This window comes from Labrys monachus, assembly GCF_030814655.1.
In the GTDB taxonomy this organism is placed as follows: domain Bacteria; phylum Pseudomonadota; class Alphaproteobacteria; order Rhizobiales; family Labraceae; genus Labrys; species Labrys monacha.
This window is the reverse complement of the sequence record NZ_JAUSVK010000001.1, coordinates 2,458,768-2,474,706: the sequence shown is the minus strand read 5'-3', so window position 1 is coordinate 2,474,706 and position 15,939 is coordinate 2,458,768. Positions and strand designations below refer to the sequence as shown.

Below are 15,939 nucleotides of genomic sequence, written 5' to 3'. Positions count from 1 at the left end.
CGCCTCCGCCTCTCGACCTCAGCGCGGGGGGACGCCGCCTCTTTCGATCAGCGCGGTGATGTCCTGCAGGATGTGCGGCAGGGCGAAGCCGGCGGTGCAGGCAAGGTAGCGCGGCTCGAAATGCGGGTTGAAGCGGGCCTTGAACCCGCGCAAGGCATCGAAATTGGCGATGTGGTCGCCGAAGCGGAACAGGAGCGGCGTGACGCGCTGCCAGGCGGGGCCGAGATTTTCGGTGGCGCGGGCGGGATTGGGCGTCAGGCCGAGATCGAAGCGCCTGACGCCGCGCGCCTTGGCCAGGCGCATCAGCCGGAGCAGCATGAAATCGAGCGCGTTGGGGCCGAGCTCGGGCAGATAGCGCAGGATGTCGACCGCCCATTCCTCGTTGCCGCCGCCGCGCATCACCACGGCGAAGCCGACGATCTCGCCGGCGCGGCGCAGAATGGCGCAATCATTGCCCTTGATCCATTCCGGCAGAAAGCGGCCGAGCGTGAAATAGCCCTCCGCATGCGGGCTGCGGGTCAGCCAGGCCTGGGAGACGGCGTGCAGCGCCGGCGTTGCCGCAGCCATGGCGCCGGCCGGCACCAGATCGAGGCTCAGTCCCTGGGCATCGGCCCAGGCGAAGATGGCATTGGCGCCGCTGAACGGCTCGTCGGCCAGTGTCGGCAGGTCGAGCCAGGCGCGGTCGCCGATCGGCGTCAGGGTCAGGCCGGCCTCGAGATAGTCCGAGCGCATCTGCGGCGAGGCGGACAGGATGACGGGCCACAGGCGCTGCCGCTCGGCGCGCTCGCTGAAGACCCAGACCAGTTCCTGCGCCAGCCCCGGCAGCCCGAGCGGATCGCCGAGGGCGATCGAGGAGGCGCCGGCCCGCGCGACCACCATGGCGGCATTGCCCTGATCGCTCGCCAGCAGCGTCTGGCCGGGCAGCAGGGCCAGGCGCGCCTCGGCGGACGGCGTCGACGCCACCAGGCCGGAAAGATCGAGCGAGGCGGCCGGCAGCAGCGCGATACCCCCCTTCCAGCGGAAGCTCAGCACGCCGATCACGACCGCGGCAAGCAGGGCGAGGGCAGCCGCCCGCAGAAAACGCGACATTTCCTCGCCATAGCCGAAGCTGATCCACGTCTGCGGGCTGTAGGCGACGAAGCGGAAGGCAAAGAAGCCGATCCATGTCGTCACGACGAGCACCGCGGCGATCGCCCCCAGGAGGAGCGGGGAGAAATCGAGGCCGAACAGGCGCGCGACGCGGGGAAAGGCCGGGCGGCTCAGCGCCAGCACGAGCAACGCGCCGCACAGCACCAGGGCGAAACGCCAGTCTGCGCTTCGCAGCAGGCTGGCGAGGATGGCGACCGAGAGGACCACGCCGGCCGCATGCCACGCGGTCTCGACCCGGCGGATCAGCCCGCGCGACAGGAACAGAAGAGCGACGCCGGCCAGCGTCGCTGCGACATGCGCGATCTCGACGACCGGCAGCGGGATCAGGGTCTCGACGAGGCTGCGACGGGCTTCGCCGGCCGGCACCGCGCCCGTCACCAGCAGGGCGGTGCCGGCCAGGAACGCCGCGCCGCTGACGAGGATCGGCGCCAGCGGCTTCATCACGCCCGAAGCCTGGTCGACCAGCCTGTCGACGACATGCCGGCGCCGCGCCAGTTCGTAGATGCCCAGGATCGCCAAGGCGAGGGCGAACGGCACGAAATAATAGATCACCCGGAAAAGCAGGATCCGGCCCAGCAGGGCGGTCTCCGGAATGCCCGGCAGCGCCACCAGCATGGTCGCCTCGAACACGCCGATGCCGCCGGGCGCATGGCTGAGGACGCCGAGGAAGGCGGCCAGCACATAGATCACCATGAAGGTGAAGAAGGGCACGCTCGCCGCCTGGTCCGGAAGCAGCACATAGAGCGCGCCGGCGCCGGCGCAGACATCGAGCACGCCGAGCACGATCTGTATCGCCGTCACCCGCCCGTCCGGCAACGGCAGCGACCAGCCTTCGAGCGCGACGACACGCCTGCCGCTCGCCACATAGGCGACATAGGCGACGATGACGACGATGATGGCGACGCCGATCGACATGTTGAGCGTCAGGGGCAGGTGGTCGACCCCGGCCACCGAGCCCGGCACCAGCACCAAGCCCAGCGCCAGCACCGCCCCCATGCCGAGCCAGAAGGTGAGCGTGCAGACGAGGGTCAGCGCCGCGATCTGCGGCGCGGAAAGGCCGGCGCCGCCATAGACGCGGTAGCGGACCGCGCCCGCCGTGAGCAGCGGCACGCCGAGTGTGTAGCTGATGGCGTAGGAGGTGAAGGAGCCGATGGCCGCCGTCGAATAGGGAATGTCCTTGGCGCCGATCTGGCGCAAGGCGAGGCCGTCATAGCCTGTCAAGGCGAGATAGGAGCAGGCCGTGCACAGGATGCTGACGATGATCGCCGTCGTCGGCGTCGCGGTGAAGGCCGCCGCGACCTCGTCCGGCTTCACCTCCCGCAACAGCGACGCCAGGACGGCCAGGGCGCCGACGAACAGGCCGATGCTGAGGATGGGGCCGACATAATTCCAGGGCACGGCACGCAGAGCCCGCCTCAGCCACGACGTCTTCCCGCCTCGGGGCGGCGGCACGAGCATCGTCGACGCCGGCGACTGGTTTTCATCCTTGCTCGCCGTCACCCGTCAACTCCCGAACTGTCCGGCCTGGCCGCCGGCGGCGCCGACCCTTCCTCGAGGAAAAGGTCCCTGCCGGAGCCGAAGCGCTCGCGTGCCCGCCTTATGCGCCCGGCGACACCGGATTGTGAAGGGCCCGGGCGGCATTTCTCGCATGCGCGGGCGCGCCCGCATCGACATGCGCAAGCCCTATGCCGGTCCCCAGTCACCGCTTGTCCGCCGCCCGCAGCCGGAGGAGGAGCGCGCGGATCTCGTCTTCCGGCAACGCGCCGATGTCGCGCGCCAGACGGTTGGCGAGCTCGGTCGCCTCCGGCGAAAGACCGGCCGTGTCGACGACGACGCGGGGATCCGACAGCGCGGCAAGGCGCTGCAGATCTTCCGCCTCGTCCCAGATGATGTTGAAATGGGCAATGATGCGCTGGATCAGCAGCCAGGTCGGCCGGCCGCGCCTGCCATGCTCGAGGGCCGAGAGATAGGCCTGCGATACGCCGATGGCGGACGCCATGGATTTGAGGTTCTGCCCCCGCGCCGCGCGCAGGTCGCGCAGTTTCGCGCCGAACGGCGTCATGACAGGCCGCTTCGCTTGATGCGGCGCAGGCGCACATAGAGCGCGCCCGCTCCGCCATGCGCCTGATGCGCTTCCTCGAAGCCGAGCACGAGCGGCCGCATGTCCGGCATGCGCAGCCATTGCGGCACGACGCGGCGCAGCACCCCCCGCTCGTCGTGGAAGGCGACAAGGGCCTCGTCGGCCGCCCCTTTGCCGGTGATCACCAGCACCATGCTGTAGCCGCGCATCTGCGCGATGGCGAGAAAGCCCCGGAGCGCGCCATGCGCCTCGGCCTGGCGCATGCCGTGCAGATCGATGCGGGCTTCGATCTCACGGGCGCCGCGGACGATCTGGCGCCGCTCCTTGCGGTCGATCGGCGCGATCGGCGGCAGGACGGGCGCCTTGGGCGCCGCGGGCCGCGGCCTGGCGGCAGCGGCCGGCCCGGCGGGGACGGCGGCCTTAGCGACGGCTTCCGCCGGCGGGGGCGTGCCGGGCGGCACGGCTGCGGGAACCTCCTCGGCCGGCTTGGCGGCAATCCGTCGGCGGCGGCGCTTCAGCGGCTCGACGTCGCGGGTGATATAGGTCCACAGTTCGATGTCCTCGCTGCTGAGGCCCCGGCGGCGGCGCGTGGTCATGGCCGGCCTTCCGCCTCGGACTGCGGCGGCTGGCGCGGCCAGAGCACGAGGAACTCCCCGCCATGGCGTACGGCGCCGGCGAGCGCCCCCGCCTCGTCGCCGGAGCCGAAGAAGATGTCCGCCCGCGCCGCGCCGACGATGGCCGAGCCGGTGTCCTGGGCGATCATCAGCTTGCGGATCCGCCGCGGCCGCACGCCGCCGACATCGGGGATCGCCGTCCCGACGAAGACCGGCAGGCCGTAGGGCCAGATCCGGCGGTCGACGGCGATCGAGCGCAGCGGAGTGACCGGCAGGCCCTCGCCGCCGATCGGCCCGGCATCCGGACCGAGGAAAGGCGCGATGCGGAAGAAGACGAAGGACTTGTTCTCGCGCATGACGTCACGTGCCACCTGCGGGTCGCGGGCGAGGAAGGCGCGCAGGCTCGCCATGGTGATCTTGCCCGGCGGCACGCCGAGCCGGGCCGCCACGACCTTGCCGATGGAGGTGTAGGGGTGACCGTTGCGGCCGGCATAGGCGAAGCGGACGACGCCGCCGCGCGGCAAGCGGAGGCGTCCCGATCCCTGCACCTGCATGAAGAAGCGGTCGACGGGATCGGCGACGAAGGCGCGCTCCAGCCCCTGGCCGTCCAGCGCTCCCCCCTCGATCGCCGCGCGGTCGGGATAGATCGCCAGCGCCCCGTCCGGCAGCCGCCGGGCCGCCGTGTAGCCCTCGAACCCCGGCGGCACGTCATCCTGCTGGAAGGTGACGAGATCGGCCGGGCGGTCGAGAAGGGGGGTCTGGTAGACGCCCTCCCGCACCAGCGATCCGGCGATCTCCGGCTCGTAATAGCCGGTGTAGAAGGCCCCGCCCCCGTTCGGGCGGATGCGCCAGGCGGCGAAGCGGCTCTCGAAGAAACGACGCGCCGAACGATCGTCCTGCGGACCGAGCGCGAGCGCCTCCCGACAGACGGCGGCAAGCGCCTCGGGAATCGGCACGCCGTCCCGCAAGGGCGGATTGCCCTCGGCCTGCGACTTGCAGGATGCGAGCCACACGCTCCAGGCACGGGCATGGTCGTCGCGCGCCCATCCGGAAATGGCCGAAAAGGCGACGGGCGAAGCGACGACCCCTGTCGGCACCGGCGGCGCGGAAAGCGCCTGGCGGCCGGCGGTCGCAGCCAGGCCGCTCGTCACCGAAAGCGCCAGTGCAAGGCTGGCTGTCCACAACATCCGCACGGTTCGTCCTTGCCGCGGCGCATCGGTCCGTCACCGGGAACGACGCGGCGCTCCCCTATTCGCCGTCGCCGGTGGCGACGAGACGCCAATTGGGATCCTTGCTGGCGGTGTCGCGGGAGAATGTCCAGGTATCCTTGACGTTGACGATCCGGTCGAGGCTCCCGTCGACCACGGTGCCGGCCTTGTCGCGGGTGGCGGTGATCATCTGCGAAACGAAGCGGACCGTGACCTGTGCGGTGCGGGCCTTCACCGAGGCATCGGTGATGTCGGCCTTGTCGAGCGAGACGAAATTGGATTCGATCGCCTCCCCGCGCGTCTCCCGCTCGGTGATGTCCTGGGAGAAGGCGTCGAAGATCTCGCGCGACAGCAGATTCTTGAGCGCCTTGCGGTCGCCGTTGTTGAAGGCGGTGACGATCATCTCATAGGCCGCCTTGGCGCCCGCGGCGAAGCTGCGGGGATGGAAGGTGGGGTCGAGCGCGACGATCGCATCGAAGCCGGCGGCGAGCGCCGAACCCTCCTCGGCAAAGTCCTGCCAGCGGAATGCGGACTCCGGCTCGGCCTCCTCGACGGGCGGCGGCGTGCGCTGCGGCAGCGTGATGATCTTTTCGTCCCGGACGGGCGCCTGGGGAGCGTCGCGACGCAGCACCTCGGGCGGCGGCGGCTCGGCGCCCGTACGTTCCCCCAGCACCGAGCGGAGCTTGAAAATGACGAACACTGCCAGGCCGAGAAAGATAAGCGTGATTATGTCGAAGCTGCCCATTTGACCTTCAGCACATGTGCTCCAGCGAGGAGCCTCGCAATATCGGCTCCATCCAACCGTGGCAATGCCACAATCCACGCCTATATGGTATGGAACGGCCGCTATGCCAATGGCTTGTCCCATCATGGCGGCCAAACATGGCCTCCTTGCGGCGGATAGCGAATGCGGAATCCGCAGGGGTGGGCGGCCGGCGGAGGGGCTCCGAGATGAATATGGATCCGATGACGACTCGCAGCATCGACATTCCGCCTCGTCGGCTCTGGCTCGGCCTCGCCGCGCTCGTGGTGCTGCCTTTTGCCGAATTCGCCGCTTTCTTCTGGGTTGCGGACCGGCTCGGCCTGTCCCTCACGCTGCTGCTGCTGATCGCGACCTCTTTCCTGGGGGTCTCCCTGCTGCGGCACCAGGGTTCGTCCGCATTCAGGCGCCTCCTGCGTGCCTTCGGCAGCGGCGAGGCCTCCGGCGGGGCGGCGCGCGAGAGCCTCATGCTGGCAGCGGGCGGCGCGCTGATGATCCTGCCCGGCTTCGTCACCGACGCGATCGGATTCGGGCTGATGGTGCCGGCGCTGCTTCGATCGTGGAAGGAAGGGAGCGCCGTGGCGCCTTCCAGACCTGCTCGGGCCGGCGGCGATCGCGGCGTCATCGATCTCGGTCGCGACGAATGGAAGCCGGTGGACGAGTGAAGGCCGGCGCCTTCACGACGCCCGTCAGCCATCCCGTCAGCGGACGAGCGTCACGGCATTAACCTTTTTTCCACGATTTCGTCCTATCCTCGCGTGACAATATCGTCGGAGAAGTCTGTCCATTGAATGGTGTTGAGGAGGCTGCGTCCATCAAACTCGATGTCGCCATCCGCCGTCAGGACAATTCGAACGAAGCCGTCGGCAACAACGTCGATCGTAATCGCCCCTGTATCCCTGTCGATCGTGACCGATGTTCTGTCGCTTTGAAAGGGCGAGATTTCGTCAAGCCTGGATTCCATTTTCACGGCACTCCTTTCAGTCGGAACGAAAAAGCAAAATTATATCGCTGGAACAGAAAAACGCCCGTCCTCACTATAATTTTTCGTATATAATTTTATTACTTCCAATCCCCTGAGCGATCCTGCCCCTCTCAACTCCGCTCCGCGACCAGTTATGGACGCTCCGACCGGGCATATCGACATATTATACTGCATATTTTTTTTCGATTTACCATTACGACAGACTATCCCGACTCGCTCCCGGTCACTTCCCAAGCTGGCAAGAAAAGGAACCTTGCTCTATCATCTAGTGTCAGATTGCGTTAAGGATCGGCCGATGAAGGCGCTCGACAGAATATACTATGATATCGTCGACGAGCTCGACCACGTCCCGACGTCCGCCGGCGTCAGAAACCTGCTCAATTGCGTCACCGAACGATACGGCCTGCGGACCGCGGCCTACTTCGCCATCAACATCCCGGACATCGCGACCGAAGAGCCTTATCTCGCGGTTACCTACAGCAATGACTGGATCGAGCATTACAAGCAGGAAAATTTCGTCCGCATCGACCCGGTGCTGACCGAAGGCTTCTCGTCCATCCTGCCCATCGACTGGCGCAAATTCGATATCAAGGCGCCCAAGCTGCGCACGTTTTTCGGCCAGGCCGCGGAATTCGGGCTGGGCCGGCAGGGCCTCACCTTTCCGATCCGCGGCCGGCACGGCGAAAGAGCGCTCTTCACCATCACCAGCGACGCCCAGGACGGCGAGTGGGACAAGACCCTGCGGACTTTCATGCGGGACTTCCAGGTGCTGGCCTACCATATCCACAACGCCATCCTCCGCACCGAAGCGGTCAAGGAGGAGGAGATCCATCTTTCTCCGCGTGAGATCGAATGCCTCAAATGGGTCGCCCGCGGCAAGACGGTTTCGGAAACCGCCACCATTCTCTCCCTTTCGGATCGGACCGTCCGTTTTTATCTCGATATCGCCCGCAACAAGCTGAACGCCACCAACGTTACCCATGCCGTTGCTAAGGCACTGAATATGAGCATTTTTTTCGGGAGTCGGTAACCCGTCAAATGTGCGGTATTTTTTTAGGAGTTCATTGTTACTAAGTTTGCTCAGTTTCAACTGAGGTTCTGTGGCAATGATCGAAATCATTCAAAGTAGCGACCGTCATCTACATGCCGAAACCCTTGACGCGATCTACAGAATGCGTGCCAGCGTGTTCAAGGACCGGCTCAATTGGGACGTCAGGGTCGAGAACGGCCGCGAGATCGATCGCTTCGACGATTGCGATCCGCTCTATCTGGTCTCCCGCAACCAGGAGACCGGGCGTGTCGAAGGTGGCCTGCGCCTCCTGCCGACGACCGGGCCGAACATGCTCAGAGACGTGTTCTCGGTGCTCCTGCCCGACGGCGAAGTGGTCGAAAGCCCGCTGATCTGGGAAAGCTCGCGCTTCGCGATCGATCCGAACCTGGCGACCGACGGCTCCCGCCGCCTGCATGCCGTGACCACCGAACTGCTCTGCGGCATCGTCGAGGTCGGCCTCCTCGCCGGTATCGATTTCGTGGTCTCGGTCTATGATGCGCGGATGGCCCGGATCTTCAAGCTGGCCAATTGTCCGGCCGACATCATCGGCGTCCCCACCCGCATCGGCCAGGTGATGACCTATGCCGGGCTGTTCGAAATCTCCGAGGAGATGAGACAGCGGATCGCCTCGGCCGGCCACATCAACGCAAGCGTCCTGAACGGCAACGCCCGATACCACGCCGTCGCCGCCTGACACGCCGTCGCCTGATACGCCGCCGCCATGCCAGCCGCCGTTTGCGCGGATGACTAAGTGCGTCGTGTTGACAAAGTTATTTCGAAGAGCGGAAGCGCGCTTCACGGAATTTTGGAGGCAGCCATGGCCCATGGCGATCTGACCGACGAACAATGGAAGATCATCGGAGAATTGTTGCCGCCCGAGCGGGGACGCAAATCGCGTCCTGCCCGGGACAACAGGATGTTTTTGAACGGAATGCTGCAGGTGCTGCGCGCGGGTTGCCCGTGGCGGAACATGCACAAGCGCTACGGCAAGTGGAACTCCGTCTATGTCCGCTTCCGCCGCTGGGCCGAACAGGGGATCTGGGACGAGATGCTGGTCCCGCTCTTCGATCTCGGCCTTACCGACAATTGGCGGCACATGATCGACGGCACGTCCGTCCATGGCGAGATGCAGGCGGCGGCCTCGAAGGGGAAGAGCATCAGGGAACTCCTGATCGACCATGTCGAGGCGCTGCGGGCAAAATCCAGCCCCCCCGTGACGATCAGGGCCGCCCTCATGTCCTCCACCGATGGCCGTCAGGGCTTCGGGCCGTCGAACCGCTTCCCGCCGATCCCGGTGGCGAGGCACGGCTATCTGGAAGGCCGGGAGCGGGTCTGACGCCAGGCGCCGCCCGCTGGCGCCGCGGCCGGCGTGCGCCGTTTCGCGGCACCGCATTGCGATGCGAGACCCCATCGTGGGGAATCGGCGCCCGATCTTCTATTAGCGCTTGCGCAGGAGGTCGAAACGACTATATTGATGGTGTCTTAGTGAGACATCTCATAGACGATCCTGGATCGTGATTTTGAGAGTGGGGCCCTCCCGGGACCCGCTCTTTTTGTTTCGAGGATTGCTTGACCGAAGCTGTAACCATCATCGCCAACGAAATCGGCCTGGCCACCGACGCCCTGCACGAGCCGCGCCGTCTCACCGAGACGGGCGTTGCCGCACGCGTGGCGGAAATCGTCGAACGCACCATCCTGCCGATGGGCTACCGCCTCGTGCGCGTCCGCCTCAACGGCAATAATGGCTGCACGGTGCAGATCATGGCCGAACGGCCGGACGGAACGATGACGGTGGACGATTGCGAGCTGATCAGCAAGACGATCTCCCCCGTCCTCGACGTCGACGATCCCGTCGGCACCGCCTATCACCTGGAGGTCTCCTCTCCGGGCATCGACCGACCGCTCGTCAGGGCCAGCGATTTCCAACGCTGGGCCGGGCACGAAGCCAGGATCGACATGACCCTGATCGTCGCCGGCCGGCGGAAGTTCCGCGGCATCCTCCTCGGGGGCGAAGGCAGCAAGGCCAGGCTCCGCCGCACCGACGCCCAGCCGGGCGAAGCCACCGACGTCGAGCTGAAGATCGACGACATGAGCGAGGCGCGGCTGGTGTTGACCGATGCGCTGGTGTCGGAATCCCTGCGCCGCGCCAAGGCCGCCTCCAAGGCTCTCGCCGCGCAGATCGAGGCGGCCGAGCAGGACGGCCTGGAGATCGATGACGCCCCGGAGCTGGAAAGTTCCGATAAACCACCAAGAACCCGCTGAGAGGAAAGAACCATGGCCGTCAGCGCGAATCGCCTGGAACTTCTGCAAATTGCCGATGCCGTCGCCCGCGAAAAGGTGATCGACCGTCAGATCGTGCTCGCCGCCATGGAAGATGCGATCCAGAAGGCCGCCCGTTCGCGCTATGGCCAGGAGACCGAAGTCCGCGCCGAGATCAATCCCAAGACGGGCGAGATCCGCCTCTCCCGGCTGCTCCTCGTCGTCGACCAGATCGAGAACGACGCGACGCAGATCCTGATCGAGGACGCGCGTCGCAAGAATCCGGCCGCGCAGGTCGGCGACTGGATCGCCGAGACGCTGCCGCCCTTCGATTTCGGCCGCATCGCCGCCCAGTCGGCCAAGCAGGTCATCGTGCAGAAGGTGCGCGAAGCCGAGCGCGACCGCCAGTTCGACGAGTTCAAGGACCGTGTCGGCACCGTGGTCAACGGCCTCGTCAAGCGGGTCGAATATGGCAATGTCGTCGTCGATCTCGGCCGCGGCGAGGCCGTGGTGCGCCGCGACGAACTCCTCCCGCGCGAAGTCTTCCGGCCGGGGGACCGCCTGCGCGCCTATCTCTTCGACGTGCGCCGCGAACAGCGCGGGCCCCAGGTCTTCCTGTCGCGCACCCACCCCCAGTTCATGGCCAAGCTCTTCGAGCAGGAAGTGCCGGAGATCTATGACGGGGTGATCGAGGTCAAGGCGGTCGCCCGCGACCCGGGCTCGCGCGCCAAGATCGCCGTGATCTCCCGCGATTCCTCCATCGATCCGGTCGGCGCCTGCGTGGGCATGCGCGGCTCGCGCGTGCAGGCCGTCGTCGGCGAATTGCAGGGCGAGAAGATCGACATCATCCCGTGGTCGCCGGACGTCGCCACCTTCATCGTCAATGCCCTGCAGCCCGCCGAGGTGTCGAAGGTGGTGCTGGACGAGGATTCCGAGAAGATCGAGGTCGTCGTGCCGGAAGCCCAGCTTTCGCTCGCCATCGGCCGGCGCGGCCAGAACGTCCGCCTCGCTTCGCAGCTGACCGGCTGGGATATCGATATCCTCACCGAGGCGGAAGAGAGCGAACGGCGCCAGAAGGAATTCGTGGCCCGTACGCAGACCTTCATGAACGCCCTCAACGTCGACGAGGTGGTGGGCCAGCTCCTGGCGTCCGAAGGCTTCCGCACGGTGGAGGAGGTCGCCTATGTCGATCCGTCCGACGTGTCGTCGATCGAAGGCTTCGACGAGGAGACCGCCGAAGAGATCCAGACCCGCGCCCGCAACTATCTCAACGCGCTGGAAGCCGAACTCGACGGCAAGCGCAAGACGCTGGGCGTCGAGGACGACCTCAAGGGCATCGAGGGCCTGAGCACGGCCATGCTGGTGGCGCTCGGCGAGAACGACGTCAAGTCGGTCGAGGACCTGGCGGGCTGCGCCACCGACGATCTCGTCGGCTGGACGGAACGCAAGGACGGCGAGACGACCAAGAACGCCGGCTATCTCGACGAATTCGACCTCAGCCGCGACGAGGCGGAAGCGATCATCATGGCGGCCCGCGTCAAGGCCGGCTGGATCGAGGCTCCGGCCCCGGCGCCGGTCCCTGACACCGCCGCTCTCGCCGAGCATGGAGCATGACCCAGCGTGCGGACAGGACGGACCGAGGACGCAGATGATCGGCAGGCGCGCGAGCGCCTGTGCGTCGCCACGCGTCTCGTCCAGCCTGTCGGCACGCTGCTCCGCCTGGTCGTCTCGCCCGACGGGGTACTGACGCCCGACCTCAAGCGCAGCCTGCCCGGCCGCGGCGTATGGGTGACGGCGACGAGGGCGGCTTTCACCGAAGCGGTCCGGAAGAAGGCCTTCGTCCGCTCCCTGAAGCATCCGGCCGAGGTGCCGGCCGACCTCGCCGATACCATCGACCGGCTGCTTGAGAGAGCCGCGCTGGACATGCTCGGCCTCGCCAACAAGGCCGGCCTGGTGATTCCCGGCTATGCCAAGGTGATGGACGCGATCGAATCCCGGCGCGCCGCAGCTGTGATTCAGGCCCGCGACGGAGCGGAAGACGGTCTGCGCAAGCTTGCGCAAGCCGTCCGGCGGGCTTATCTAGAAAAAAATGCACCTTCAATCGTAATGAATTTTGATTCCGCCCATTTGGATTTGGCATTGGGGCGGTCAAATGTGATACATGCTGCGCTGTGCGCGGGCCCGGCGGCTACCGGTTTCCTGGATCGCGTTGCGGCGCTCACTTTCTGGCGCGATGGCGGACTTGCTCCGGCGCAGCCTCAGCCATCCCAGGAAGTCCCGCCACACGCGGACGACGAACCCTCAACGCAAGATGCCGGCCCGTCGAGAGATGGCGTCATCGGAATTTTTGAATGAACCGGGGCGACCCGCAGGATTTGGCACGGAATGAGTGATACGAAGAACCCGGGCGATACGCTGAGTGTTACGCCCAACAAGACGTTGACGCTGAAGCGGCCCTCGAGCGCGCCGGACGTCGTACGCCAGAGCTTTTCGCATGGCCGTACGAAGACCGTCGTCGTCGAGACGGTGAAGCGACGTCCGTCCGGCCCTGCCCCCACGCCGGCGCCGCCGGTGGCGGCTCCGCCGCGCCCTGCCGCACCCGTTGCACCCGCCCGTCCCGCTCCCACGCCGCCGGCCGCGGCCGCCGCACCGGCGCAGCCCGCTCCGGCGCCCCAACCCCAGCCTCAGCCTCCTGCGGTCGCAGCGAGCCCGGCAGCGGCGCCGCCTGAGCGTCCCGTTGCCCAGGCGCCGGCACCCGCTGCTCCGGCACCCGTCGCCGCTCCTGCGCCGCGGCCGGCCGAAGCGCCGGCGCCCGCCGCAGTTGCGGCCGCGCCTGCCGCGGCCCCCAAGCCTGCCGCGCCGGCACCCGCTGCCGCTGCGCCCCAGAGCGCTCCTCCCGCAGCCCCGCGTCAATCCGCCCCCGCCGCCTCCAGTGGCGCACAACCCGAACGCCGTCCGGCGCCGCAAGCGGCGGCACCGAGCCGTCCTTCCGCGCCGAACCGCCCCAATGCGCCCCAGCAGGGCGGGCGTCCCGGCCAGAACGGCGGCCGCCCGCAGGGGCAGAACGCCAGCCAGCGCCCGAATCGTCCGGGCGCCGGCATGGTGCTGCGCACCCTCTCGAACGAAGAAATGGACGCCCGTACGCGTGTGCTCGCCGAAGCCCGGGTCCGCGAAGCCGAGGATCGCAAGCGTGCGGCCGAGGAAGCCGTCCGCCGCGCGGCCGAGGAAGCGCGCCGCGAGGAAGAGCGCCTGGCTGCGGAAGTCCGCAAGCGCGAAGAGGACGAGCGTCACCGCCGCGAGGAGGAGACGCGCCGCCGCGCCGAGGCCGAAGCCCGCCGTCATCTCGGGGAAGCCACGCCCGCTTCGCGCGATGCCGCAGCCGCACGGCCGGCCGGTGAGCGCCGCGACGGCCCGAGCGACCGCTTCGGCGACCGTCGTCCCCCCCGCGAGGGCGGCACCGGTCCCGGTACCAGCTTCGCCGATCGCCGGCCCCGCGAAGGCGGTGCTGCGCCCTTCGGCGACCGGCGTCCCGCCCGTGAGGGCGGCACCGGTCCCGGTACCAGCTTCGCCGATCGCCGGCCCCGCGAAGGCGGCGCCGCGCCCTTCGGCGACCGGCGCCCCGTCCGCGAGGGCGGCACCGGTCCCAGCACCGGCTTCGCCGATCGCCGGCCCCGCGAAGGCGGCGCCGCTCCCTTCGGCGACCGGCGTCCGTCCGGCACCGGCTTCGGTGCCAATCGCGGCGGCTTCGCCGCGCCGGCCGAGCCGGCGATCACGCCTCCGGCGGGCCGCAATGTCGGCGGGCCGAGCCGCGCCCGCGCCGTCACCGGCGACGACGACGAGAATCGCGGCGTGCGCCGCGGCCCTGGCGCGGCGGGACGCGGCGGTGCCGCCGCTCCCAAGCGCGAAGCCACGCCGCGCGCCGGCGAAGCCAAGGTCCGAGGCCGCCTGACGGTCACCAGCGCGACCGGCGGCGACGACGAGCGCACGCGTTCGGTCGCCTCGTTCCGCCGCCGCACGCAGCGCATGACAGGCCATCGCCCTGTTGAGGCGAAGGAAAAGATCATGCGCGAAGTGGTGATCCCGGAGGCGATCACGATCCAGGAACTTGCCAACCGCATGTCGGAACGCGCGGTCGACGTCATCCGCCTGCTGATGAGGCAGGGCGAGATGAAGAAGATCAACGACGTCATCGACGCCGATACCGCGCAGCTCATCGTGGAAGAACTCGGCCACACCGCCAAGCGCGTGTCGGAAGCCGACGTCGAGGAAGGCCTGTTCGCCGCGGCCGACATCGACGATCATCTCGAGCCGCGTCCGCCCGTCGTCACCATCATGGGCCATGTCGATCACGGCAAGACCTCGCTGCTCGACGCGATCCGCTCGGCCAATGTCGTCTCCGGCGAAGCCGGCGGCATCACCCAGCATATCGGTGCCTATCAGGTGACCTCGCCGCTCGGCGGCAAGATCACCTTCATCGACACGCCGGGCCACGCCGCCTTCACGGCGATGCGTGCCCGCGGCGCCAAGGTGACGGATATCGTCGTGCTGGTGGTCGCCGCCGATGACGGCGTCATGCCGCAGACGGTGGAAGCCATCAATCACGCGGCTGCCGCCAAGGTGCCGATGATCGTGGCGATCAACAAGATCGACAAGCCCGACGCCCGGCCCGAGCGCGTGCGCACGGAATTGCTGCAGCACAACGTGCAGGTCGAAAGCATGGGCGGCGAGACGCTGGAGGTCGAGGTTTCGGCCAAGCAGCATCTCAACCTCGACAAGCTGCTGGAGGCGATCCAGCTGCAGGCCGAGCTCCTCAACCTGCAGGCCAATCCAGACCGGCCGGCCGAGGGCACGGTGATCGAGGCCAAGCTCGACCGCGGTCGCGGCCCCGTCGCCACCGTGCTGGTGCAGCGCGGCACGCTCCGGGTCGGCGACATCGTCGTCGCCGGCGCCGAATGGGGCCGCGTGCGCGCCCTCGTCAGCGATATCGGCGCGGCGATGGCGGAGGCGGCACCCTCGGTTCCCGTCGAGGTCCTCGGCTTCAACGGCACGCCGGAGGCGGGCGACCGCGTCGCGGTGGTCGAGAACGAGGCCCGCGCCCGTGAGATCACGGAATATCGCGAGCGTCAGAAGCGCGAGAACGCCGCCGTCCGCCTGTCGACGGGCCGTGGTTCGCTCGCCGACATGATGGCGGCCGTCAAGGCCGGCTCGGGCGCCCGCGAATTGCCGCTGGTCGTCAAGGCCGACGTGCAGGGCTCTCTCGAAGCGATCATCGGCGCCCTCGACAAGGTGGGCAACGACGAGGTGAAGGCCCGCGTCATCCATTCGGGTGTCGGCGGCATCACCGAATCGGACATCACCCTGGCCGAGGCGTCCGGCGCCGCGGTCATCGGCTTCAACGTGCGCGCCCACAAGGAAGCGCGCGAGGCGGCCGAGCGCACGGGCACCGAGATCCGCTACTACAACATCATCTACAACCTCGTGGACGATGTGAAGGGCGTGCTCTCCGGCCTGCTCGCACCGACCCTGCGCGAGGAATTCCTCGGCAATGCGCAGATCCTCGAAGTGTTCAACATCTCGAAGGTCGGCAAGGTCGCGGGCTGCCGCGTCACCGACGGCCATGTCGAACGCGGCGCCAATGTCCGCCTGATCCGCGACAATGTCGTCATTCACGAAGGCAAGCTCTCGACGCTTAAGCGTTTCAAGGACGAGGTCCGGGAAGTGCAGGTCGGCCAGGAGTGCGGCATGGCCTTCGAGAACTATCAGGACATGCGCGCCGGCGACGTTATCGAGTGCTATCGCGTCGAGGAGATCAAGCGTACGCTCTGATCCGCCT

General features: G+C 67.7%; 14 protein-coding genes and 1 pseudogene. 9 read left to right on the top strand and 6 right to left on the bottom strand.

Going from position 1 to position 15,939, the window contains the following annotated elements; translation table 11 throughout:
- Positions 1-18: 18 nt before the first annotated feature.
- The 5 genes from mprF to J3R73_RS11145 all read right to left on the bottom strand — a co-directional run bounded on the left by mprF (position 19) and on the right by J3R73_RS11145 (position 5,796).
- Positions 19-2,649: a bifunctional lysylphosphatidylglycerol flippase/synthetase MprF gene (mprF, locus tag J3R73_RS11165; protein ID WP_307426365.1), complete on the bottom strand. Its 2,631-nt coding sequence runs from the start codon at positions 2,647-2,649 to the stop codon at positions 19-21.
- Between the two features lie 199 nt (positions 2,650-2,848).
- On the bottom strand, positions 2,849-3,211 hold the full coding sequence (locus J3R73_RS11160) for a helix-turn-helix domain-containing protein (RefSeq protein ID WP_307426362.1): 363 nt from the start codon (positions 3,209-3,211) through the stop codon (positions 2,849-2,851).
- Positions 3,208-3,825, bottom strand: a complete 618-nt coding sequence (locus tag J3R73_RS11155) for a Smr/MutS family protein (RefSeq protein ID WP_307426359.1) — start codon at positions 3,823-3,825, stop codon at positions 3,208-3,210. Before J3R73_RS11155 ends, J3R73_RS11160 begins: the two co-directional genes overlap by 4 nt.
- Positions 3,822-5,030 (bottom strand): murein transglycosylase A, encoded by a 1,209-nt coding sequence (gene mltA, locus J3R73_RS11150; protein ID WP_307426356.1) that lies wholly within the window; start codon positions 5,028-5,030, stop codon positions 3,822-3,824. The genes J3R73_RS11155 and mltA overlap by 4 nt, the downstream gene beginning before the upstream one ends.
- A 61-nt stretch (positions 5,031-5,091) precedes the next feature.
- A complete protein-coding gene (locus J3R73_RS11145) occupies positions 5,092-5,796 on the bottom strand; it encodes a Tim44/TimA family putative adaptor protein (RefSeq protein ID WP_307426355.1) in 705 nt (234 codons plus the stop codon).
- Between the two features lie 221 nt (positions 5,797-6,017).
- Here J3R73_RS11145 and J3R73_RS11140 point away from each other — a divergent pair, with 221 nt between their 5' ends.
- Positions 6,018-6,476 (top strand): FxsA family protein, encoded by a 459-nt coding sequence (locus tag J3R73_RS11140; protein WP_307426353.1) that lies wholly within the window; start codon positions 6,018-6,020, stop codon positions 6,474-6,476.
- 83 nt (positions 6,477-6,559) lie between these two features.
- Here J3R73_RS11140 and J3R73_RS11135 read toward each other — a convergent pair whose 3' ends face one another.
- Positions 6,560-6,775 carry a hypothetical protein gene (locus J3R73_RS11135; RefSeq protein ID WP_307426350.1) on the bottom strand — a complete coding sequence of 72 codons (216 nt, stop codon included), beginning with the start codon at positions 6,773-6,775 and terminating at the stop codon, positions 6,560-6,562.
- Positions 6,776-6,929: 154 nt separating this feature from the next.
- Between J3R73_RS11135 and J3R73_RS11130 the strand changes: the two genes are divergently transcribed.
- The 8 genes and pseudogenes from J3R73_RS11130 to infB all read left to right on the top strand — a co-directional run bounded on the left by J3R73_RS11130 (position 6,930) and on the right by infB (position 15,932).
- Positions 6,930-7,826 (top strand): LuxR family transcriptional regulator, encoded by an 897-nt coding sequence (locus tag J3R73_RS11130; RefSeq protein ID WP_307426347.1) that lies wholly within the window; start codon positions 6,930-6,932, stop codon positions 7,824-7,826.
- Between the two features lie 76 nt (positions 7,827-7,902).
- Positions 7,903-8,541, top strand: a complete 639-nt coding sequence (locus tag J3R73_RS11125) for an acyl-homoserine-lactone synthase (RefSeq protein WP_307426343.1) — start codon at positions 7,903-7,905, stop codon at positions 8,539-8,541.
- A gap of 123 nt (positions 8,542-8,664) precedes the next feature.
- On the top strand, positions 8,665-9,183 hold the full coding sequence (locus J3R73_RS11120; RefSeq protein WP_307426340.1) for a transposase: 519 nt from the start codon (positions 8,665-8,667) through the stop codon (positions 9,181-9,183).
- Between the two features lie 233 nt (positions 9,184-9,416).
- Positions 9,417-10,109, top strand: coding sequence for a ribosome maturation factor RimP (rimP, locus tag J3R73_RS11115; protein ID WP_370879889.1), 693 nt, complete (start codon positions 9,417-9,419; stop codon positions 10,107-10,109).
- Between the two features lie 12 nt (positions 10,110-10,121).
- Positions 10,122-11,720 carry a transcription termination factor NusA gene (gene nusA, locus J3R73_RS11110; RefSeq protein WP_307426337.1) on the top strand — a complete coding sequence of 533 codons (1,599 nt, stop codon included), beginning with the start codon at positions 10,122-10,124 and terminating at the stop codon, positions 11,718-11,720.
- A gap of 6 nt (positions 11,721-11,726) precedes the next feature.
- A complete protein-coding gene (locus J3R73_RS11105) occupies positions 11,727-12,461 on the top strand; it encodes an RNA-binding protein (RefSeq protein WP_307426335.1) in 735 nt (244 codons plus the stop codon).
- Between the two features lie 30 nt (positions 12,462-12,491).
- Positions 12,492-12,632 (top strand): annotated as a pseudogene (locus J3R73_RS31515) (translation initiation factor IF-2 associated domain-containing protein); the annotation flags it as partial.
- A gap of 573 nt (positions 12,633-13,205) precedes the next feature.
- Positions 13,206-15,932, top strand: a complete 2,727-nt coding sequence (gene infB / locus J3R73_RS11100; protein WP_370880075.1) for a translation initiation factor IF-2 — start codon at positions 13,206-13,208, stop codon at positions 15,930-15,932.
- Positions 15,933-15,939 lie beyond the last annotated feature (7 nt).

Bases quoted from the DNA above. Each gene is read 5' to 3' on its own strand.
- J3R73_RS11160 (WP_307426362.1), bottom strand. From the start codon at position 3,211: ATGACGCCGTTCGGCGCGAAACTGCGCGACCTGCGCGCGGCGCGGGGG.
- J3R73_RS11155 (WP_307426359.1), bottom strand. From the start codon at position 3,825: ATGACCACGCGCCGCCGCCGGGGCCTCAGCAGCGAGGACATCGAACTG.
- mltA (WP_307426356.1), bottom strand. From the start codon at position 5,030: ATGTTGTGGACAGCCAGCCTTGCACTGGCGCTTTCGGTGACGAGCGGC.
- J3R73_RS11145 (WP_307426355.1), bottom strand. From the start codon at position 5,796: ATGGGCAGCTTCGACATAATCACGCTTATCTTTCTCGGCCTGGCAGTG.
- J3R73_RS11140 (WP_307426353.1), top strand. From the start codon at position 6,018: ATGACGACTCGCAGCATCGACATTCCGCCTCGTCGGCTCTGGCTCGGC.
- J3R73_RS11135 (WP_307426350.1), bottom strand. From the start codon at position 6,775: ATGGAATCCAGGCTTGACGAAATCTCGCCCTTTCAAAGCGACAGAACA.
- J3R73_RS11130 (WP_307426347.1), top strand. From the start codon at position 6,930: ATGGACGCTCCGACCGGGCATATCGACATATTATACTGCATATTTTTT.
- J3R73_RS11125 (WP_307426343.1), top strand. From the start codon at position 7,903: ATGATCGAAATCATTCAAAGTAGCGACCGTCATCTACATGCCGAAACC.
- J3R73_RS11120 (WP_307426340.1), top strand. From the start codon at position 8,665: ATGGCCCATGGCGATCTGACCGACGAACAATGGAAGATCATCGGAGAA.
- nusA (WP_307426337.1), top strand. From the start codon at position 10,122: ATGGCCGTCAGCGCGAATCGCCTGGAACTTCTGCAAATTGCCGATGCC.
- infB (WP_370880075.1), top strand. From the start codon at position 13,206: ATGGTGCTGCGCACCCTCTCGAACGAAGAAATGGACGCCCGTACGCGT.